General features: G+C 45.3%; 18 protein-coding genes. 13 read left to right on the top strand and 5 right to left on the bottom strand.

The window, feature by feature from the left end; translation table 11 throughout:
- Positions 1-21: 21 nt before the first annotated feature.
- Positions 22-774: an NYN domain-containing protein gene (locus ACI882_RS01925; RefSeq protein WP_411744371.1), complete on the bottom strand. Its 753-nt coding sequence runs from the start codon at positions 772-774 to the stop codon at positions 22-24.
- Positions 775-1190: 416 nt separating this feature from the next.
- Between ACI882_RS01925 and ACI882_RS01920 the strand changes: the two genes are divergently transcribed.
- Complete coding sequence (locus tag ACI882_RS01920; protein ID WP_411744370.1) at positions 1191-1565, top strand: HPF/RaiA family ribosome-associated protein; 375 nt, start codon at positions 1191-1193, stop codon at positions 1563-1565.
- Between the two features lie 92 nt (positions 1566-1657).
- Here ACI882_RS01920 and tkt read toward each other — a convergent pair whose 3' ends face one another.
- Complete coding sequence (tkt, locus tag ACI882_RS01915) at positions 1658-3649, bottom strand: transketolase (protein WP_411744369.1); 1992 nt, start codon at positions 3647-3649, stop codon at positions 1658-1660.
- Positions 3650-4001: 352 nt separating this feature from the next.
- Between tkt and ACI882_RS01910 the strand changes: the two genes are divergently transcribed.
- The 4 genes from ACI882_RS01910 to ACI882_RS01895 are packed head-to-tail and all read left to right on the top strand — an operon-like array spanning position 4002 to position 8341.
- Positions 4002-4727, top strand: a complete 726-nt coding sequence (locus ACI882_RS01910) for a methylamine utilization protein (protein WP_411744368.1) — start codon at positions 4002-4004, stop codon at positions 4725-4727.
- Positions 4717-7056: an EAL domain-containing protein gene (locus ACI882_RS01905; RefSeq protein ID WP_411744367.1), complete on the top strand. Its 2340-nt coding sequence runs from the start codon at positions 4717-4719 to the stop codon at positions 7054-7056. Before ACI882_RS01910 ends, ACI882_RS01905 begins: the two co-directional genes overlap by 11 nt.
- Positions 7049-7888 (top strand): DUF3034 family protein, encoded by an 840-nt coding sequence (locus ACI882_RS01900; protein ID WP_411746253.1) that lies wholly within the window; start codon positions 7049-7051, stop codon positions 7886-7888. The genes ACI882_RS01905 and ACI882_RS01900 overlap by 8 nt, the downstream gene beginning before the upstream one ends.
- A 9-nt stretch (positions 7889-7897) precedes the next feature.
- Positions 7898-8341: a group I truncated hemoglobin gene (locus tag ACI882_RS01895; RefSeq protein ID WP_411743504.1), complete on the top strand. Its 444-nt coding sequence runs from the start codon at positions 7898-7900 to the stop codon at positions 8339-8341.
- On the opposite strand, the gene ACI882_RS01890 is transcribed toward ACI882_RS01895, so the two are convergent.
- From ACI882_RS01890 to ACI882_RS01880, 3 genes are all read right to left on the bottom strand, one after another.
- Positions 8335-9144: a LysR family transcriptional regulator gene (locus ACI882_RS01890; protein ID WP_411743505.1), complete on the bottom strand. Its 810-nt coding sequence runs from the start codon at positions 9142-9144 to the stop codon at positions 8335-8337. The two genes, ACI882_RS01895 and ACI882_RS01890, sit on opposite strands and share 7 nt — an antisense overlap.
- Complete coding sequence (locus tag ACI882_RS01885; RefSeq protein WP_411743506.1) at positions 9126-10019, bottom strand: MBL fold metallo-hydrolase; 894 nt, start codon at positions 10017-10019, stop codon at positions 9126-9128. Before ACI882_RS01885 ends, ACI882_RS01890 begins: the two co-directional genes overlap by 19 nt.
- Before the next feature lie 163 nt (positions 10020-10182).
- On the bottom strand, positions 10183-11085 hold the full coding sequence (locus ACI882_RS01880) for an ABC transporter substrate-binding protein (protein ID WP_411743507.1): 903 nt from the start codon (positions 11083-11085) through the stop codon (positions 10183-10185).
- A gap of 128 nt (positions 11086-11213) precedes the next feature.
- On the opposite strand from ACI882_RS01880, the gene ACI882_RS01875 reads away from it, so the two are divergent.
- From ACI882_RS01875 to metF, 8 genes are all read left to right on the top strand, one after another.
- A complete protein-coding gene (locus ACI882_RS01875; protein WP_411743508.1) occupies positions 11214-12212 on the top strand; it encodes a FecCD family ABC transporter permease in 999 nt (332 codons plus the stop codon).
- The gene (locus ACI882_RS01870; RefSeq protein ID WP_411743509.1) at positions 12209-13222 is read left to right on the top strand and encodes a FecCD family ABC transporter permease; all 1014 of its coding nucleotides are present in this window, start codon (positions 12209-12211) and stop codon (positions 13220-13222) included. The genes ACI882_RS01875 and ACI882_RS01870 overlap by 4 nt, the downstream gene beginning before the upstream one ends.
- Positions 13215-14012, top strand: a complete 798-nt coding sequence (locus tag ACI882_RS01865; protein ID WP_411743510.1) for an ABC transporter ATP-binding protein — start codon at positions 13215-13217, stop codon at positions 14010-14012. The genes ACI882_RS01870 and ACI882_RS01865 overlap by 8 nt, the downstream gene beginning before the upstream one ends.
- A 103-nt stretch (positions 14013-14115) precedes the next feature.
- Positions 14116-16137, top strand: a complete 2022-nt coding sequence (locus ACI882_RS01860) for a diguanylate cyclase (RefSeq protein WP_411743511.1) — start codon at positions 14116-14118, stop codon at positions 16135-16137.
- Positions 16138-16239: 102 nt separating this feature from the next.
- Entirely contained in the window at positions 16240-17172 is a 933-nt protein-coding gene (locus ACI882_RS01855) for a metalloregulator ArsR/SmtB family transcription factor (RefSeq protein ID WP_411743512.1), read from the top strand.
- A gap of 26 nt (positions 17173-17198) precedes the next feature.
- The gene (gene metK, locus ACI882_RS01850; protein ID WP_411743513.1) at positions 17199-18347 is read left to right on the top strand and encodes a methionine adenosyltransferase; all 1149 of its coding nucleotides are present in this window, start codon (positions 17199-17201) and stop codon (positions 18345-18347) included.
- A gap of 395 nt (positions 18348-18742) precedes the next feature.
- The gene (ahcY, locus tag ACI882_RS01845; RefSeq protein ID WP_411743514.1) at positions 18743-20125 is read left to right on the top strand and encodes an adenosylhomocysteinase; all 1383 of its coding nucleotides are present in this window, start codon (positions 18743-18745) and stop codon (positions 20123-20125) included.
- Between the two features lie 266 nt (positions 20126-20391).
- Entirely contained in the window at positions 20392-21231 is an 840-nt protein-coding gene (gene metF / locus ACI882_RS01840; protein ID WP_411743515.1) for a methylenetetrahydrofolate reductase [NAD(P)H], read from the top strand.
- The last annotated feature ends 63 nt before the right edge of the window (positions 21232-21294 follow it).

The following is a 21294-nucleotide window of genomic DNA, read 5'->3' as shown; positions in this document are numbered from 1 at the left end:
TTTCTACTTAATTAAACGATGTTATTTTTTGGATGTTTTCTTGGCTTTAGATTTAACGAATAAGCCCGACCCTTGCCGCATATCCATTTCAAACAAACCGACTTCACGAACCAAGTCACTTAGTTTTGAGTAACCATAGTTTATGGAGGAAAACGAACTGTTGTTGGAGATATAAGCACCTACAGCGCCCAGATGCGACCAACCAGAATCATCAGAGGCTTCTTCAACTGCCGTCCGTAGAAGGCGAACTAATGCAGAGTCTCTGCGCATTTGATTCCCCGGCACTTGACTATTTGGCTTTGCACCAGCCAACTGGCCATCAGCATCAGATTCAACTTGTGCGACTAATTTTTCGATATAAACAAACTGTGAGCAACCGTCCACAAAGGCAGCTGGTGTTTTCTCTTCACCGAAGCCGTAGACCATAACACCTGATTCACGCAATCTCATGACAAGCGGTGTAAAGTCACAATCACTGGTCATGAGTGCAAACGCATCAACATTACCACTGTATAGAAGGTCCATTGCGTCAATGATCATCGCACTATCGGTCGCATTCTTCTGTTTGGTATAGGCAAACTGTTGCATGGGCCGAATAGCGTTTGCCTGAAGCTTACCTACCCAACCTTTCATATAGTCAGAATTCCAGTCACCAAAGGCGTGTCGAACGTTCACCTGCCCGTATTTAGCGAGCACGGCCAAGACACCTTCAATGGATTTATAACTGACATTATCGCAGTCGATCAAAAGTGCTATTTTTTGTTTTTCTGGCATAAAAATTTATCCTTTCTCGAGAAGATAGAGTCGTGTTCTTTGAGAAGCTCAAAATTACTTGTTTGCTCATTTATCATTGACCTCAACCCTGGCAACTCTTTAATTTGACAAGCTTGCAATATAACACTGAACAACACCTCGCCAATAGACCTGATGCTTAACCAGTAAATTGATTCGACAAGGGCTAAGTTGAGCTGCGAACCACTAGGGAATGCTTAGCCGTTGATCTAGCGACCACTCTGTTCGCTGGCGAACGGTGCTGTGGAGCAGGTAAAATAAAGCTCGCGCGAATACATTCGATTCTATAGAAAAAAGCCGCAACCACCTCGATGACAAGATGATGTATAGAAACAACACGCAGCTAACAGATTATGTACACTAGAAAACTAACAGATCATAAACAATAGGATAATGCCATGAAGATCCAATTGAATACCGACGCGAACATCCACGGCACAGAAGCGCTGGCCGCAAGGGTAAACGCCACGATCGAGCAAGCGCTAGATCACTTTAAGGATCAAATCACCCGAGTTGAGGTTCACCTTAGTGATGAGAGCCATGGAAAAACTGGGTTGCATGATCATCGGTGCATGTTAGAGGTGCGTCTCGAGGGCCTACAGCCACTCGCGGTGACAGAACATGCGGAGACCCTAGACCAAGCAGTTGATGGTGCGGCCCAAAAGCTGGAGAACCTGCTAGACACCAAGCTAGGACGCATGAATGACCGTCGCGGTAAGAAACCGCTTCCGCCATTATCCGAAACAGACCTTGAACCGGAAGCTGAACAGTAATGAGGCTTTCGAACCGTTCCAACCTTTGCTAGGACAAAAAAAACAGCGCCGAGGCGCTGTTTCTATTTCACTGCTTACGACAAGCTCATGAATTAGATTTTAGAGTTAACCAACTCAACTAAAGCATCTGCAGTAATACCGAAGTGCTTGAACAATTCACCAGCGGGGGCTGATTCACCGAAGGTGCTCATGCCAACAATGCCGCCTTCTAGGCCAACATACTTGTACCAGAAGTCTTTCGCGCCGGCTTCGATTGCAAAACGTTTTGGTCCTACTGGCAATACTGATGCTTTGTATTCTTCGCTTTGAGCTTCGAAAACGTCTGGGCATGGCATTGAAACAACTTGTACGTCTTTACCCGCGGCTTCTAAGGTTGCGGCGGCTTCTACCGCTAGGCTTACTTCAGAACCGGTTGCAATGAGTACTGCGTCTGGCGTGCCTTTCGCGGCTTTAAGTACGTAGCCACCTTTAGCGATGTTGGCGATCTGCTCTGCTGAACGTTCGTTGTGCGGAAGATTCTGACGAGAGAATACCAAGGCGTTCGGCGTTTGCGTGCTCTTAATGGCGTAAACCCAAGAAACGGCACTTTCTACGGCATCGGCTGGGCGCCATGTGTTTAGGTTTGGTGTGGCGCGCATAGCAGCTAGTTGTTCAACTGGCTGGTGCGTTGGGCCGTCTTCACCTAGACCGATAGAGTCATGCGTGTAAACATGGATAAGCGGTAGCTTCATTAATGCCGCCATACGAACCGCGTTACGGGCGTATTCCATGAAGATGAAGAAGGTAGCGCCGTATGGCTTTAAGCCACCGTGCAAAGTAATACCGTTCATCATTGCGCTCATACCAAACTCACGTACACCGTAGAAGCAGTAGTTGCCAGAAGCATCTTCACTGCTTACGCCTTGTGCGCCACTCCATAGTGTTAGGTTAGAGCCGGCTAAGTCAGCTGAACCACCGAATAATTCAGGCAGCGCAGGGGCTAGGGCTTCGATAGAGTTTTGAGACGCTTTACGGCTGGCGATGGTGTCGCCTTTAGAATCTACTTCACGAATGTACTTGTCTGCAATGTCGTCGAAGTTTTCTGGTAAGTCACCTGCCATACGGCGAGTGTACTCAGCAGCTAGTTCTGGGAACTCAGCGGCATAGGCTGCAAATTTCTTTTCCCATGCGGCTTGCGCTGCGGCGCCTTTTTCTTGTGCGTTCCATGCATTTTGAATATCAGTAGGGATCTCAAATGCTGGTGCTGTCCAACCCAACTTTTCGCGGGTTAGTTTAATTTCTTCATCACCTAGTGGCGCACCGTGGCAATCTTCTTTGCCTTGCTTGTTTGGTGAACCGAAACCGATGATGGTTTTGCAGCAAATTAAAGTAGGCTGGTCTGGGTTAGAACGCGCCGTTTCAATTGCTTTCTTAATTTCTTCAGGGTCATGACCGTTTACACGTGGAATGACCTGCCAACCGTATGCTTCAAAACGTTGAACGGTGTCGTCGGTGAACCAACCTTCAACTTCGCCGTCAATTGAGATGCCGTTATCGTCATAAAATGCGATGAGTTTGCCTAAACCTAAAGTGCCCGCTAATGAACATACTTCGTGAGAAATACCTTCCATCATGCAGCCATCACCCATAAAAGTGTAGGTGTGGTGATCAACGACTTCATGGCCATCGCGGTTAAACTGAGCCGCTAAAACCTTTTCAGCTAATGCCATACCAACAGCATTGGCAACGCCTTGACCTAATGGGCCGGTTGTAGTTTCAACACCAGGTGTATAGCCATACTCAGGGTGACCTGGAGTTTTAGAATCCATCTGACGGAAGTTTTTGATATCGTCGATAGAAACATCGTAGCCAGTAAGATGCAAAAGTGAATAGATAAGCATAGAGCCATGGCCGTTTGATAATACAAAGCGATCACGGTTTGACCATTCTGGGTTGGTCGGGTTGTGGCTGAGATAGTCGCTCCAAAGTACTTGGGCGATATCGGCCATACCCATTGGCGCACCTGGGTGGCCAGATTTGGCTTTTTGAACAGCATCCATGCTTAAAGCACGAATGGCATTGGCTAAATCACTGCGAGAAGGCATCTTATTGGTTCCTTAGAATTGGGTGTCACGGCGCTTATAATGTTGGTCATTATTAGAGCGCGTATTGTTCCAGAATAGAGCTTAGTTCGCAAAGCCAATTAGCCTATTTAGTAGGCAATTAGGTGATTTGTGATGGTTTAAACTGATTTAACTCAACTTTATTGACCGATTGGTCATTTTTTTGACTAAAGGAGCGTAATTCATACACAGTTCTCAATTTATATAACATTGCTGAAACCCAAACCTTGTCTATACTTTTTAATGAACTACTTTTGGCTTGGGCACATTGAGTCGCTGCCTAAAAACAATCCGACTCACTAACGCTTGTGTATATAGGTAGACCTTTCACTTCATGGATGAACCAAACCGTACTCACATAGTTAAGGCACTTATGCACATTGATCTAACGAAACCCGTACAGCGAATCATTTCATTGTTAGCTCTAAGTAGCTTTCTTGGTGCGGCAGAGCTGCACAGCATTCAACTACTCGATCTAACGGGCGCACCTGTTGTTAACGCTGTTATTGAAATAGAGGCGACCCCGCTAGGTGAGCCATTATCGGTTGCCGATGACTACGTTATGGATCAGATCGACTTTCGGTTTGCTCCCGTTGTACTCGCTATTCCCAGAGGAGCCGATGTTCGCTTCCCCAACAGTGATGATTCTCGCCACCATGTTTACTCCTTTTCAGAGGCGAAAACCTTTGAATTAAAGCTTTATGCTGGCAATCAAGCACCGCCGGTAAATTTTGATACCAACGGCATTGTTGCAGTTGGCTGTAATATTCACGATAAAATGAACGCCCACATTTACATCACTGAAGCGCCCGTTGTCGCGATGTCAGATCAAACCGGGCTAGCCAGTATTCCAAAACACGCACCTTCAGCCGATCAAAATATTCAAGTTTGGCACCCATTCTTAATGACACCGCTCACTTTTTCATTGGCGGAGCTCAATTTAGATAAAAACAACCACGCAACCTTAACACTGCCCATTGCATTACCTGTAGAAACCGAACCTTCCGGCTCTACTGGCTTGCGGGATCGACTAAAGAGCTTTAAATCTAATGGCAATTAGTTTCCGAACACGATTAATTTCGTTATTTATATTGTTGCTAGGTTTAACTTTATTTACCTCCACGTGGGCGGTTTTAAGGGCAGTCGATAACAACGCTAGAGCCAACGCAGAAAGAGAGCTGCTGGTTGCTGAGCGGGTATTCGAAACCTTGCTTGAAGAAAACAGCCGCCAACTGACTGACCGAACCGCCTTACTGGCAGAAGACTTTGGCTTTCGTCAAGCCATTGCAACCAACGAAGAAGAAACCATTGTAAGTGCGTTAATTAATCACGGCGAGCGGATTTCTGCTGATTTAATCTTGCTGATGAATCCCGCTGGTGAAGTTCTTATTGGCACGCATGATTTAGCTGACTCTCTTGCCGTAATCGCACAAAAAACTCAACATCAAAGCGTGCCTTTTAGCGAACTGGCCATTGCTGAACAACTCCCATTTCAATTGGTCATGGTGCCCGTCAAAGCACCTGAACTTGTCGCTTGGGTCGGCGTTGGTTTTGAAATAGATACTGCACTTATCTATAGCTTCCGAGATATAACCAAGGCAGATGTAAGTCTACTTTACCAAGGCAGTGCGAACAGCAATGTTAATAGTCTTAGTACATTGAATAATGCAAATGAACGCATAAACTCGAACAACCCTACCTTCGATGAATCTAGTACCCAGTTTATTGCTTCTTTGCAAAACGATTCCTGGCTGAACCAGCAAACTGAGTTACTACAGCGAGGCGATCAACGAATATCATTGGTTTTATCGGTTAGCTTAAAAGAAGCTATTGCGGCTTATAAAAACCTACAAACTCAAATGCTTGTTATCGCGGCCATCGTTTTATTGTTAGCCGTTTTAATTTCGGCTGTGATCGCTGGTTCAATTACACGACCCATTGGTACCTTGGTTAGAGCGGCTCGACGCATTGCCCAAGGTGACTACCAACAACAATTGTCTATACCAGGGAAAACAGAATTTAACGAGCTTGGTGATACGCTCAATCAAATGCAAATGGATATTCAAGATCGTGAGAAACATATCACGTTCCAAGCACAGCACGACATGCTAACCCAACTGCCTAATCGCCATTACATGGCAGAGTTAATGCAGGAACGATTACAGCAGCCTGATGGCAACTCATTTGCAGCCGTGTTGATTAAAGTTATAAATTTCGAATCACTGAGTGATATCTACGGCGTTTCAATCATGGACCCGGTATTACTTCAAGCCGCGAACAAATTTAGCAACCATCTTGAAGATACCGATACCGTTGGCCTCATTGCAGCTGATGAGTTTCTTATATATCGCCAAGTGAACAGCTCACAGAGCCTCAAAGCTTTTACATCCGAGATAAAAAGTTTGTTTGCTAAGCCTCTGGTTTGTAACAACATAGAACTGACACTAGATACCCGATTAGGCGCTGTAAACTGCCCCGATGAAGCGAGTAATTATGAAGATATGCTGCGCCGATCACGTATCGCACTAAATGAAGCACGGTTAACCAATCAATGTGAGTTTTTCTATACATCGGGTTTAGAAGATCGCTATTTACGCAAATTGAAAGTAACCCAACGATTGCAGCACGCGATAAGCCATAACGGTTTTACCTTATTATTCCAGCCGCAATTTGACTTAAATAAAAAAGTTATCCACTCCGCTGAAGCCCTTATTCGCTGGCACGACACAGAACTTGGCGCGGTGTACCCAGATGAGTTTATTCCGCTGGCCGAAAACTCTGGTGACATTACGCTCATTACCGACTGGGTATTCGCAGAAGCCTTAGCACAATTAGAGAAGTGGCACTCACTGGGTTATGAACTTGGAGTCAGCATTAATTTGTCAGCTAAAGACATTTTAAAAGATAATTTCATAGATCGTGTCATTGCCCAAATTGCGGCTCGGAACATTACACCTCGATTACTAATGCTAGAAGTCACAGAAAGCGCATTGGTTGAAGATATAGACCACGCCATTGCCAACTTACGCCGCTTATATGAAGCCGGTGTGCACTTAGCGATGGATGATTTCGGCACCGGGTTTTCCTCGCTCGCGCAGCTTAAGGTATTGCCGGTGCACGAGTTAAAAATAGACAAGTCTTTTGTTTTAAACTTAGATAAAGACATCGATGATCAAAAAATTGTTCGTTCAACCATCGAGATGGCGCATCATTTAGGCCTCACCACCATTGCAGAAGGTGTTGAAAACAATCAATCGATCAGCCTATTAAAAAGCATGAATTGTGATGCCATCCAAGGCTATTATTTAAGTAAACCCATCGCTTCCGATGAGCTGACAAATTGGTTGGCGACATTTAACAGCACCCCGTTGGAGCCAATTTATGCTTAAGCAAGTTAGTTTCTTTGCGAGTTTTATTTTTTTAGCCAGTGTTAGTTTCGCCGAGCAGACGAGCAAAATTTTGGCCACATCAGCGCTATCTACAATCGAAGGCGCAGCTGGCGGAGGCATTGTTCCTTGGGCCGTGATAGGCGGTTATGGCAGTGAAGGCGAGTGGGGAGCAGCGGCAAGTGCGGGTGGTGTTCAAGTAACTGACTTAGTGCTCGATACTAGTAACGTGCTTGTTGGTTTTAACAACCGTTGGGAGCTCAGCTTTGCGCAACAAACCTTGCAAGTAAAGCCACTGGATACTGCTATTCAACAGCATATTTATGGCGCAAAAGTTCGCGCCTTTGGTGATCTTATTTACGGTGATTTACCGCAAGTCAGTGTTGGTGTACAACAAAAATTTAATATCAATCCGACGGTACCTAATAGCCTTGGCGCTAACAGCGACAGCAGCACCGATGTTTATCTTAGCGCCAGCAAGTTATGGTTACATGCCGTGGCAGAACGCAATTTATTAGTCAATGCCACCGCACGATACACCGACGCCAACCAGACCGGTTTGCTCGGCTTTGGTAACAACAGCGGTGAAGATTATCAATGGGTTGGCGAAATGAGTGCGGCTTTATTTATCAATAATAATTGGGCCGTCGGTGCCGAATACCGTCAGCAACCTAATCGCTTAGACTCTGTAGAAGAAAGCCCATGGTGGGATGCCTTCGTTGCTTGGTTCCCTAATAAGCGAATCGCGTTAGTCGCCGCCTATGTTGATTTAGGCACCGTGGCACTTTGGGAAAAGCAACGCGGTGGTTATATTTCAATTCAAATTACTAACTAAGGGTTGTTTATGTCTTTTTTTAAACTCGGCTTACCTCTGTACTTGGCTCTCGTATTAACAAGCTGCGCTAGTATAGAACACCAAGCAGATAACTCTTTATATCAACGCCTCGGGGCTGACCAAGGTATTACCAACATTGTCGATAATTTATTGTATGAGCTTGGTGGTAACGACAAACTCATCGGTTTTTTTGCAGAAACTGACATCGACCGTTTTCGAACAAAATTGATTGAACAGATATGCATGGTCAGTGACGGACCCTGCACCTACACAGGTGACACCATGGCGCAATCTCATGCCACCATGACGATAAACAAGAGTCACTTTGATTCGTTAGTGAATGATCTTATCGCCGCCATGGAAGCAAACGGAACACCAGTCGGTGCGCAAAATGATTTACTTGCTCGATTAGTCCCTATGTATGACGAGGTTATCAACGCCAAAAACTATTGAAAGAGGGACTTATCGTCAAAGCTTGGCGCTATCGCCCAGCCGATTGTCCGTGTTGGAATATCAATATCAGTGATGCAGGCAAGGTCAATGGTTTGAATCCCTTCAATGGGTTCAGAAGGGGCAGGTGCAAAACAGGCACCAAAACCCTTGGCGACCATGAGCTGAGCCCATTCTTCACTGGGCGCTTGGGCACTCACTGTCAGCTTAATATCTAGCTTTTTTTGCAACAATGTCCAAAGTGCATGGTTTTCACAGAACGGGCGCTCTATAAATTCAATCTGTTCAAGCCCTCCCAATCCTTGTGAAGTGAAATCAATGCGAGTGCTATTGGGTACCAGCAAACGATAGCTATCTTTCCATAATGGGATAAATTCAAATGATTCAGGGCACTGATATTGAGTGCAAATAAGAATATCGGCACCTTCTTGATTTTGTTCGAACTGCCATTGATATTGGCTAAGTTTTTGGCCTAGCACATCGAGCACTGCGTTAAATCTCGACAAAGGTAAATGTACATTTAGGCTCACCGTTTTTCGAGTGCGACGAGTCGCCGGCTTAAACATCTCAATAATATTTTCACGATCGGCGAGCAAGTTTTTCGCATGTTGATATAACATTTTACCGGCTTTCGTTGGAGTAACGCCCGTTTTATTCCGCGTAAACAAGATGCATTCCAACTCGCCTTCTAACTTTTGAATCGCCTGGGAAATAGACGGCTGAGCAACATGACATTGCAGTGAAGCCGCCGTGATAGAACGTGTTTCAAATGCACTAACGAAGTATTTTAAAGCTCGGATTTCCATTTTATACCTTCTGGGTACTGAGGAAGAGTGGCTATCAACCGCTCGTCATGAACCGGTACAATAATAAGTTCTGGATCATTGATGCTGAGTTCATTTAATTTTAATAAGGTTTCATCACTTTGATGTTCATCATCATTGAGCTTAACCATTTTTCGGATCAGCCAACTACGCTTTTTGTTTTCACGAATACCCTCGCTAGTCCAACTTGCATCACCAACAAAAAAGTAACGCTCGTTGACTGATACTTCTAAGTATAACCCTAGTTGGCCTGCGGTATGACCAGGTAGTTCAACTAGGACAACTTTCCCGTCTCCAAAAATATCTAAGCTGCGGTCAAATCCAAAAAGAGGGCCAGAATTCAGATTAATGGTTTGCCAGTTCAAATCATTGACCAGGGTACTCGGTAAAAAACTCGGACGTTGCCCGCGCCGCGCCGCTGATAGCTCATGCTCTTGAACCCATATTGGCGTAGCATCGAAGTCGGGTAACCCGCTGGCGTGATCCCAATGTAAGTGTGATGGAACGATAAAGCTAATATCCGCGGCAGATAATTTCTGCCGGCTCAGCTGTTGAATGACCGGTTTGACTTCACTATGCGCAAATATTTTTTTATCAAGCCAGCTATTTCCTTCAAACTGCTCGTCAATATCTTGCCCTAGCCCTGCATCATATAAAAAGAGTGTGTCATCGTACTGCACTAAGACTGCACCTTGAATGAGCGCTCTTTTATGCCACATTCGGCCACCTTTTACTAAAAAGGCCTCAGCGGTTGGGTTGGCATGGCTGGTGGTAATGAAACTAAAACTCAAGACAGGTTGCTCTGCAACCACGAAAGCGGAATAAAATGTAATAAAACTAAGGACAAGTGTTTTCACGAGTTAAGCTCAACGAAGAATGAACGGCGAGCTTAAACTGACTAGTAAAATAGGTAAAATATACAATATATCCATCATCTATAGGTAGTATGTATACATAGATCTAGCCAGAATCTTTTCTTTGCCACAGCCTATTTTCATAGGCTGTGGCATCAGCTCTGGACTACTGGGATACCTGGTATATTTTTTTGATATCTTCGAGCATAAGCCTTGCAGCTAAAATTCCACCCGCAGTATTCCACACCGAATCATCCACGCCGTGTAATTTACCTGCTTGAACTGCACTGAGTTTATTCCAAAGAGGGTCAGCTAATATCTCTTTTTCAGCGGCAAGACCTTCACCGTCTCCCGACTCATAGGTGAAATAGAAAATGCGATCACCGTCCATGTCTGGGATGCTTTCTTTACCTGTCTTTATTGCAAAACTATCGACGTTTTGTATTTCAGGTCGGGCAAAACCCAGTTGAGAGAGCAAAACACCAGAGAAACTGTCTAATTGGTAAATTCGGATTTGAGAAGCCAGAAAGCGAATGACCGATACTTCTTCTTTGATTGAATCGCCTAAGGCAACGGACAGATCTTCAACCTGCTGATCATATTCAGCTAAACGCTGCTTCCCGAGCTCTGATTTGTTGAGGGCATCGGCATACAATTGATAATTAATTCGCCAGTCGCCTCTTAAACGCTCAGAATAAACTGTAGGCGCTATGGCACTCAGTTGAGTATAAATTTTTTCGTGTCGAGTCTTATTCCCTAGAATAAGATCGGGCTCTAGTGCAGCGATAAGCTCAAGGTTAACACCAGATTCTTTTCCGACTGGCTCAACATCGACCATCACGTCCATTAAATGCGGATACCAAGGCTTACCAACCCAAGAGTTAGCAGCACCGACCGGCATAACACCCAAAGAAATAATGGCTTCAGTGCCTTCGTTGGTCAACACCACAACTCGGGTCGGATGGTCAGGTACGGTCGTCTTACCCATAGCGTGTGTAATATCTGCTGCGTAAGCAATCGAACAAAATAGGGTTGTTATGAACAAGGGGATTCGAAGTAAGGTGCGCACGTTAATTTCCTTAGGTAGGTGGATTATTTCAAAAAACAAAGATGATAATGATTGCCATTTGCATTGCAAGACAAATATAAATCGTTTACATTACCGAAATTCTCACCCTAATTTAGTTGTACACATCTTTGAATCAGCCCTATTTTATTCTTCCATTTCTCGTGCTGTGCTTTATTTCCCTGACGGCCGCAAGCTTAGTATTGGGGTTGCAGTCCATCAGCTTTAATGAAGTTTGGCTTGCACTGACAAGCACCGATGACTCGATAGCCAGCCTTATCGTTCGTGACTTAAGACTGCCTCGTACGTTAATCGCCATTGTCGTTGGTGGCACTTTGGGGTTAGCCGGTTTATTAATGCAGACCGCCTCAAAAAATCCACTTTCTGAACCCGGCTTATTAGGTGTAAATGCTGGCGCTGCCGTTGCAGTTGTTGTGTTTATTTCGCTAGTCGGTTCTAGCAACTTTGCTGTTCTCAATTTTGTCGCTGTGTCTGGGGCATTGTTGACTACCCTGGTGGTCTTTGGTTTTTCCTCACTCAATGGGCCTGGTTTTGGGCGAACTGAAATTTTATTGGTTGGCTCGGCGATCACCGGTTTAGCGGCCTCCACAACACAAGCATTACTGATTCTTGATGAGCGTTCGATGGAAGATTTATTATTCTGGATTGCTGGCGCCTTTGTCGATCGCGATATAGCACCACTAATTTGGGTTTCCCCTATTGTTTGTGCCATTGGTGTCATCGCGTATTGGCACCATACCGCACTGGATTTATTGCTAACCGATGACCATTTAGCCACCGCAATGGGTTTAAACGTATGGCGTGCGAAGATATTTGTATTTCTTGGTGCCGCACTATTGGCAGGTATCTGCGTTGCCATGGCAGGACCAGTCGGTTTCCTTGGTCTTATGGCACCTCATTTAGCAAGGTCTTTTGGTGCACGTCAGCATAAACATCTGATCCTCGCCAGTATTTTAGCAGGTACATTATTAGCTCTGGCTGCAGATATTGCTGCTCGATTTGTCATTATGCCAGGAGAGGCGCCGATAACCGCCATGATGGCTATTCTTGGCGTACCTTGGATTGTGATTCAACTTAAACGTGGTCGATTGGGTGGCGCTGCAGCATGAAGATCAGTAAAAATATCTGGCTAATTTTACTCGCCCTCAGCTGCTTGCTCTTGATCGTATTCGCTATTTCAATTGGCAGCACCACCCTTTCACCTATTCGAGTGTTTTGGGCATTAGTCGGTGAAGGTTCGCGCAGTGATTCAATTATTATCAATCAACTTCGCGCGCCACGAATATTTCTTGGTTTAGTTGCGGGTGGTTCATTGGCTTTAGCTGGTTTGCTCCTACAGTGGCTAACGCGTAACCCGCTCAGTTCACCCTCGGCATTAGGCTTAGTCGACGGCGCAGCACTGGGTGCTATTGGTTTTTTATATTTATTTACCAACGAAAGCAATGCGTTAACTGTTAGCGTTTTGTGGCAGCCTTTAGCTGCAACACTCGGCGCGGCGGCCATGGCGGTATTTTTGATGTTAATGCTTCGCGGACAGTCCATGACTCCGATCAGGCTTATATTACTGGGCGCTGTTATGGCGGCGGGTTTAAAAGGCATCATCAACTTACTCATTATTGCTGGCCCGGTTTACCAAGCATCTAACGCGATGATTTGGATCGCAGGTTCCTTGCACCATGCTCGCTGGATAGATGTACAGATTATTGCGCCGGCGTTACTGATGGTGGTTGGCTTTCTCTACTCTTTTCGACTAACACTTTTGCAGTGTTTGCTCGACGATCAAACCAGTCAAACAACCGGGCTCGCACTGGAACGAACGCGGCATTTATTACTGATACTTGCGGTCGTACTCATTGCACTGTCGGTTTCTTCCGCCGGCGCTTTAGGCTTTGTTGGCTTAATTGCGCCACACATTGCTCAACGTATATTCGGCTATAGGGTGCAACTGTTAATTCCTGGTTGCTTGTTAATTGGCGGTACCATTACCGTGGTTGCAGATATTTTTGCTCGAGTGTTGTTTTCCCCTTTAGAGATTCCCACGGGTACCGTCACAGCATTTATTGGCGCACCTTACTTTTTATTTTTACTTTGGAGCACCAAGGTCAACCAACATGCTTAAACAAAACCCGCTATTAGTCGCCAACAATATCCAAGTAAATCATGGCACGAAAGTCGCTGTTAAGAATTTTTCACTTTCATTGCAGCCTGGTAAAGTTGTTGCGCTGTGCGGCCCAAATGGTTGTGGTAAAACAACCGCATTACATGCACTGCGCGGCCTGTTACCGCGCAAACAAGGCGAAATACTGCTGTTATCGCAGCAGCTGTTAAAAACCAATAACAAAGACACGGCTAAGAAAATTGCCATGTTGACTCAATACCCTGAAGCACCCAATGCCTTAACCGTCAGAGAAGTGGTGATGATGGGGCGCTACGCTCATCGAAATGGCTTTTCATCGCCATCAACAAAAGATAACAACGCAGTTGAGAATGCTTTAGCAACCATGGCATTAGGCCCATTAGCTGAACGCCCAATCGCCACCTTGTCTGGCGGTCAGCGTCAGCGTACTTGGATTGCTCTCATCATTGCTCAAGCCAGTCCCGTTGTTTTGCTAGACGAGCCAACCAATCATTTAGACATTGCCCACGCACTCAACACCCTTACTCATATTCGTCGCATGGCCGATGAAGAACACAAAGCCATTGCCATCGTGCTGCATGACTTAAACTTAGCGGCACGTTTCGCTGATGAATTAATTTTGATGAAAAATGGCGAGATCCAAGCAAACGGCTTAATAAATGATACATTTACAGCCCAAAATATTGGACACGTTTTCGATATTGAGTGTGAAGTGATCACGACCTCAGGGTCAGAATTTCCGCATTGTATTGCTTATAGTTCTCTCGCCTAATAAAACAGTGGGCTTCAGCAAAAAAAATTGGACTCTCATTGCAATTGCTTTCTGTAGCTTTTAACCTACTCTTTTAGAATATAAAGCATCTTTTGGAAGCTCTGTGCGCATCAAACCCCTCTCCAACTATTTCAATGTCAACGGCTCTAATCTCATCTTAATGGCAATCACAATATGCCTAAGCCTTGCCTCTATGACATTGGCGAGTGAGCTTGAGTCAGTGTCTTTGAAACTTAAATGGAAACATCAGTTTCAGTTTGCGGGTTATTATGCGGCCATCGAAAAAGGGTTTTATCGAGATGCAGGCTTTGATGTCACATTAATTGAGCACCAAGGAGACTCAGACCTATTTGCTGATGTGATCAGTGGCGATATTGAATTCGGACTATCCGATTCATCCATTGTCGTCAAACGGTTGCAAGGCCAGCCTGTCGTTATTCTTTCAACGGTTTTCCAGCATTCGCCATCGGTGCTAATCAGCATTAAAGAAAATGACATTTTAAGCCCTTTTGAACTGTCTGGTAAACGGGTCATGTTTCAAAAAAATGCCGATGATGCGGCTATTCAAGCCATGTTAATTTCACTGGGTATTCGCCAGGCAGACTATGAATTGATTGACCATACCTTTGAAGATTTTGCATTGGTTAAGTCAAATCCACCTATCGACGTCATGTCTGCTTACCTCAGTAATGAACCCTACATATACCAGCAAGCGGGTTACGATGTTCAAATAATTGATCCCGCAAACTATGGCATCGATTTTTATGGTGACCTCATTTATTCAAGTGAACGCTACGTTTCTAAATACCCTGAAAGAGCCATCGCCTTTAAAGAGGCCAGTCTCCTCGGCTGGCGCTATGCGTTAGACAACCCTAGCGAGGTGATTAATTGGCTACAAAACAAGTACCCATCTGGTAAGACCATCGAAGCACTCAATTATGAAGCCGATGTGATTCGCAAAATGATAGCATCTGATTTCGTCGCATTAGGCAGCTTGTACTCGACAAGGTTTCAGCGTATTGCCGATATTTATAAACAACTTGGCTTAGCGCCCGTTAACGGAAACTTAGATGGCCTCACATTAAACGACTACCTAGATATTGAGTCTGATAAAACCCAGCAGTTGGTGAAGGTAACCGGAAGCATTGCTGTTGTTTTACTGTTGTTATTAGCAATATTGGTTATTGTCATGCGCTCATTGCGAAATACCATTAAAAAGCGCACAAACGAGTTAAACATTCTTAATAAAGAACTAACTCATCAAGTTAGTTTAACCGACCAATACGTCATATCAGCCAGGTTAACACCCAATGACCGTTTTGCTGAAGTCTCAAGCGCACTGTGCAAGGTATCCGGGTACACTCGTGAAGAGCTATTAAACATAAACCCTGAAGCACTCACGCCTGAAAACTTTCGCAACATCCGACAAGAGGTGATACACCGAGTTTTTTCAGGACAATCAGAACAGGGTGATATTCAGCAAATTCATAAAAATGGCACCCTTTACTGGTTACATCTCTATGCCGACCCTGTTCGTGATTCGAGCGGGCTCATTACCGGAATTAGGTTTACGGCGAGCGACATAACCGAGAAAAAGCTTATTGAGCGTATGTCAGAAACGGACACGTTAACGGGCATTGCGAACCGAAAAAGACTCGATAGTGTGCTCGCACAAGAATGGTCTCGATACCAACGTCATACACAAGAAGTCGCCATAATATTGCTAGATTTAGACCATTTTAAGCAAATTAACGACAAGTTTGGCCACAGTGAAGGTGATAACGTACTAATCGCACTTGCCGATGTTGTCACGCACATCGTCCGCGCTACTGATGTTGTTGGGCGTTGGGGTGGCGAAGAGTTTTTGATCGTGTTACCGCAAACCTCGCTCGCCGATGCTGCGCTAGTCGCCCAAAAGCTCAGAACAGCGGTTGCGACAATCGATGTTTTGCCTAATTCAAAAATTACCGCTAGCTTTGGTGTTGCTGCCTCTAGCCAAGTGACCGACTTAGAAGCCCTATTTCGCATAGCCGATAAAGCGCTTTATCGTTCTAAAACCCTTGGACGTGACCGTATTGAAATAGCCGACAAGCCTGACGAAGCGCCACCGAATACCGCCAATTGAGAGGCAAACAACAAGCGTACCTCTTGGTGAAAAACCAACCTATATCAAAACCTATTGATATAGTTCTTGCATTTTTTAAATCCGCTGTTATCGTTCCCCGCTATGAATATAAATGATATTTCCAGCTTTTTTAAAGCCATCTCAGACCCAACCCGGCTCAACATCTTACAGGTGTTAGGCTCAGGCGCTTATGGGGTCTTAGAGTTGAGCGAACTGCTCGATGTTAAGCAATCGGGTATGAGCCATCACCTCAAGGTGCTCAGCACGGCTGGGTGGGTGGAAAAGCGCCGTGAAGGCAACACCATTTTTTACCGTCGCCCGCTAGGTGACACCTTAAATATACAACAACAGTTATTCCGTGAGCTTGATGCACATCCATTAGCCGAGCCCGTGCGTATACAACAACAGCAAATTCGTTCTGATCGACTCAATGCAGCGCGTCAGTTCTTTGTTGACCATGCTCAAGAATTCGAGCTGCATCAAGAACGCATTGTCTTGTTTGAAAACTATGGTCCCGAAGCCCTGCAACTGCTCGACAGTTTAGAGCGACCAAAACAACAGAAAGTACTAGAAGTCGGTCCAGGTAAAGGCGAGTTTTTAAGAGCCTTAGCCTCACGATTTGACGACGTCGTCGGTATTGATATTTCCCCAGTGATGCTTGAACAAGCTAAGGTTCAAGTGGGCAATTTAAAAAACGTCTCCTTTATTGAAGGCAGCACCGAAACCTTAGTTGAACAAGATGCGCACTACGACATTATTATTTACAACATGGTACTGCATCACGTACCCATGCCAGAAAGTGAAATGGCGCAATGTGCACGTTTATTGAAACCAGGCGGGTTACTCATCGTTACCGACCTTTGTCATCACGATCAAGAGTGGGCCAGAGATCAATGCGGAGACCAGTGGCTAGGTTTTGAACCAGAAGAATTACACCTGTGGGCAAACAAGCATGGCTTTGAACACAACCAAAGTAGATTTTTAGCGCTGCGGAACGGGTTCCAAGTACAAACCCAAGTTTACAGCAACGCTTAACACATTAGTTAATAAGGAAAAGTTCCATGAGCGAGTACAGTGTTTTTACTTCTGAGAGTGTATCGGAAGGTCATCCCGACAAAATGGCGGACCAAATTTCCGATGCCGTATTGGATGCGATCATAGCTGAAGACCCACATGCACGCGTTGCCGTCGAAACCCTAGTAAAAACGGGCATGGCGATAGTCGCAGGCGAAGTTCGTACCTCTACCTACGTAGATTTAGAAGACATTGTACGAGATGTTATTTTAGACATCGGCTACAACAGCTCTGACGTCGGCTTCGATGGTAAATCTTGTGCAGTCTTAAACGCAATCGGCAAGCAGTCTAGCGACATCGCCGTTGGCGTAGATGAAGCCGAAGACAAAGACCTCGGCGCAGGCGACCAAGGCCTAATGTTTGGCTACGCCACCAACGAAACCGACACACTAATGCCCGCGCCAATCTACTACGCTCACCGCCTAGTAGAACAGCAGGCAAAATTACGTAAAAACGGCAAACTTGGCTGGTTACGTCCCGATGCAAAATCACAAGTGACCTTGCGCTATGAAAATGGCAAACCCGTTGCTGTAGATGCCGTTGTGTTATCAACGCAACACAACCCAGACATCAGTCTAGATGATTTACGTGAAGCCGTCCGTGAAGAAATCATCAACGAAGTATTACCAAAAGAATGGCTGCACGCCGACACCCAATACCACATAAACCCAACCGGTATTTTTGTGATTGGTGGCCCAGTAGGCGATTGCGGTTTAACCGGCCGTAAAATTATTGTCGATACCTACGGCGGCATGGCCCGTCACGGTGGCGGCGCATTTTCGGGCAAAGACCCATCAAAAGTTGACCGTTCAGCAGCCTATGCAGGTCGCTATGTAGCTAAAAATATCGTCGCCGCCGGCTTAGCTGACCGTTGTGAAATTCAAGTGTCATACGCCATTGGCGTAGCTGAACCGACTTCAATTTCAATCAACACCTTTGGCACCAACAAAATATCAGAGCAAGCAATAGCGCAGCTAGTACGCGAAAACTTCGACCTACGCCCACGCGGCATCATCGAAATGCTCGACCTACGCAAACCCATTTATCGCCCAACAGCCGCTTATGGCCACTTTGGACGGGAAGGGTTTAGCTGGGAGAATTTAGATAAAGTTGGGGTTTTGAAAGCGGCGCTTTAAAAACGGTTATTGGCTGCGAGCTGCGAGCTTCGGGTAAAGAAGCTGCCAGCTTTCAGCTGTAAGCTGTAAGCTGTCAGTTAAAATTAAAAGCGGTGCCGTGGTTAGCTGGGGTGTTGAACTTGGTTTGATCGGGAATTTGAGCCATGGATGGCGATGTTTAGCTTACAGGGAGGTACTTGCAGCGACCGAGCAAGGCAAGTTCAACGCCACAGCGGATATCATGTTGTGAGTTAAAATTTTAGCTTCAAGTTAAGGGATAAATTCGATGTTGGCCTAAGGCCCATGTCTTTTGAACTTACCCGCAGCTCGAAGCCCGCAGCTTAAAACAGAATTTAAAAAAAATGGCTGGATCGGATAATCCTGATGCACCTACTGAAAATAGAGGATTACAAAATATGTCTACCTTTACAGATTATAAAGTTGCGGATATTTCTTTGGCTGATTGGGGCCGTAAGGAAATTGCAATTGCTGAAAGCGAAATGCCAGCATTAATGGCGTTACGTAAAAAGTACCACGCAGAACAGCCATTAGCCGGTGCAAAGATTATGGGTTGTATTCACATGACAATCCAAACAGCGGTATTGATAGAAACGTTGATCGATTTAGGTGCTGACGTTCGTTGGTCTTCTTGTAATATCTTCTCAACTCAAGACCACGCAGCAGCAGCCATAGCCGCAGCCAACATTCCTGTGTTTGCTTGGAAAGGCGAAACCGAAGAAGAATTCTTGTGGTGTATTGAACAAACCATTTTAGCCGAAACCGGCAGCACCGACGTTTGGGATGCAAACATCATTTTAGATGACGGCGGCGACCTAACCGAAATGGTTCACAACAAATACCCGCAACTACTTGATCGTATTCACGGTATTTCAGAAGAAACCACCACCGGCGTTCACCGCTTATTAGAAATGCTAGAAAAAGGCGAATTAAAAGTACCCGCGATCAACGTCAACGACGCAGTTACAAAATCAAAGAACGACAACAAATACGGTTGCCGTCATTCGTTAAACGACGCCATCAAGCGCGGCACCGATCACCTATTAGCCGGTAAAAAAGCGCTAGTCATTGGATATGGCGATGTCGGTAAAGGCTCAGCAGCCTCTCTTCGTCAAGAAGGCATGATCGTCAAAGTTACCGAAATTGATCCAATCTGTGCGATGCAAGCCTGCATGGACGGCTTCGAAGTTGTATCGCCATTTAACAACGGCCAAAACGACGGCACCGCAAACAGCATCAATACCCAGTTATTAGAAAACACAGACCTCATTGTAACCACCACCGGCAACACCAACGTCTGTGACAAAAACATGCTAGCCGCCGTTAAAAAAGGTGCCGTTGTTTGTAACATCGGTCACTTCGACAACGAAATTGACACCGCCTTCATGCGCAAAAATTGGAAGTGGCAAGAAGTTAAGCCACAGGTTCACCAAATTTATCGTAGTGAAGCAAAAGATGACTTCTTAATTCTTCTTTCTGAAGGTCGCTTAGTAAACCTAGGCAACGCAACAGGCCACCCAAGCCGCATCATGGATGGTTCATTTGCCAACCAAGTACTTGCACAAATGTACTTATACGAAAAGAAATTTGCAGACCTACCAGCCGCAGAGAAAACAGAAAACCTCTACGTGAAAATTTTGCCTAAGAAATTAGACGAAGAAGTCGCAGCAGAAATGGTCAAAGGCTTCGGCGGTGTATTAACCACACTGACGGAAACTCAGGCGAAGTATATAAACGTGCCAGTCGAAGGCCCGTTTAAGCCGGAAGAGTATAAGTATTAAAGAAAGCTGCAAGTTTTTAGCTGCAAGCTACAAGTAGGAGATTAAGGACAGCAGTAGAAATTTAATGCGCAAGGTTTTCGTAGGAGTCTTCGGAACAACGTGGAGAGGCGACAGGTCAGCACCAAACCTTCGCGTCTTCGCAAGCTTCGAGCGCTCCTACAAGTTTTGCAGCTTAAAACTGCTTTTATTCGTCAAAATCAAATTTAGAGTCTTATTTAGATCTTTTTAAAAAGGCGTGAGATTCGTTTTATCCAAGGACTGTTGAAATGAACACTGTTGTTCCTGTTAGTTTTGAGTTTTTTCCGCCTAAGACCGATGCGGGTTATGAAAAGCTTTTAAAAGCACATGAAGAATTAAAAGTCGCTAACCCTGAGTTTTTCAGTGTCACTTATGGCGCGGGTGGGTCTACTCAAGAGCGTACAATTAACACGGTCATCGAGCTAAACCAGCGTGGCGTTTCGGCGGCACCGCATTTATCTTGTATTGGCTCTGATCGCGCCACCATCAAAGCGCTATTAGAAAAATATCGTGATGCCGGCATAACACGCATCGTCGCGCTAAGAGGCGATTTACCAAGCGGAATGCGCGGCACCGGTGGTGATTTTAATCACGCTTCAGACTTAGTTGCCTATGTACGCGAAACCTTCGGAGATGCTTTTACCATCGAAGTGGCCGCCTACCCAGAAATGCACCCGCAAGCGCAGAATTTAGACAAAGATATAGACTTCTTCGTGGCCAAAGCAAAAGCCGGAGCCGACAGCGCCATTACCCAATATTTTTACAACGTAAACGCCTACAAACACTTCGTAGACGAAGTACGTAAACGCGGCTGTGATATTCCTATTGTGCCCGGCATCATGCCGATCACCAATTTCAGCGCACTGTCACGTTTCTCAGAAGCTTGTGGCGCCGACATTCCACGTTGGATGCACCAAGCCTTACAAACTTGCGGCGACGATGTTCAACGCATTCAATCAATTGGCCTCAACTTTGTTGTCGACCTTTGCAAAGACTTAATACAAGCCGGCGCACCAAAGCTGCATTTTTATAGTATGAACCAATCTGCGCCGACGTTGGCGATTTTGGAGCAGTTGGGGAAAGACTGAGGGCGGTTTTTAGTTTTGGGCTGCGAGCTGCGGGTTTGAACCAAAAAAGCTGCAAGCTTTCAG

This window comes from Reinekea sp. (assembly GCF_046710285.1).
GTDB lineage: Bacteria > Pseudomonadota > Gammaproteobacteria > Pseudomonadales > Natronospirillaceae > Reinekea.
This window is presented reverse-complemented; position numbering and strand designations above follow the sequence as displayed.

What these genes read in the sequence shown, in the direction of transcription:
- ACI882_RS01925 (WP_411744371.1), bottom strand. Translation starts at nt 774, where the DNA reads ATGCCAGAAAAACAAAAAATAGCACTTTTGATCGACTGCGATAATGTC.
- ACI882_RS01920 (WP_411744370.1), top strand. Translation starts at nt 1,191, where the DNA reads ATGAAGATCCAATTGAATACCGACGCGAACATCCACGGCACAGAAGCG.
- tkt (WP_411744369.1), bottom strand. Translation starts at nt 3,649, where the DNA reads ATGCCTTCTCGCAGTGATTTAGCCAATGCCATTCGTGCTTTAAGCATG.
- ACI882_RS01910 (WP_411744368.1), top strand. Translation starts at nt 4,002, where the DNA reads ATGGATGAACCAAACCGTACTCACATAGTTAAGGCACTTATGCACATT.
- ACI882_RS01905 (WP_411744367.1), top strand. Translation starts at nt 4,717, where the DNA reads ATGGCAATTAGTTTCCGAACACGATTAATTTCGTTATTTATATTGTTG.
- ACI882_RS01900 (WP_411746253.1), top strand. Translation starts at nt 7,049, where the DNA reads ATGCTTAAGCAAGTTAGTTTCTTTGCGAGTTTTATTTTTTTAGCCAGT.
- ACI882_RS01895 (WP_411743504.1), top strand. Translation starts at nt 7,898, where the DNA reads ATGTCTTTTTTTAAACTCGGCTTACCTCTGTACTTGGCTCTCGTATTA.
- ACI882_RS01890 (WP_411743505.1), bottom strand. Translation starts at nt 9,144, where the DNA reads ATGGAAATCCGAGCTTTAAAATACTTCGTTAGTGCATTTGAAACACGT.
- ACI882_RS01870 (WP_411743509.1), top strand. Translation starts at nt 12,209, where the DNA reads ATGAAGATCAGTAAAAATATCTGGCTAATTTTACTCGCCCTCAGCTGC.
- ACI882_RS01865 (WP_411743510.1), top strand. Translation starts at nt 13,215, where the DNA reads ATGCTTAAACAAAACCCGCTATTAGTCGCCAACAATATCCAAGTAAAT.
- ACI882_RS01855 (WP_411743512.1), top strand. Translation starts at nt 16,240, where the DNA reads ATGAATATAAATGATATTTCCAGCTTTTTTAAAGCCATCTCAGACCCA.
- metK (WP_411743513.1), top strand. Translation starts at nt 17,199, where the DNA reads ATGAGCGAGTACAGTGTTTTTACTTCTGAGAGTGTATCGGAAGGTCAT.
- ahcY (WP_411743514.1), top strand. Translation starts at nt 18,743, where the DNA reads ATGTCTACCTTTACAGATTATAAAGTTGCGGATATTTCTTTGGCTGAT.
- metF (WP_411743515.1), top strand. Translation starts at nt 20,392, where the DNA reads ATGAACACTGTTGTTCCTGTTAGTTTTGAGTTTTTTCCGCCTAAGACC.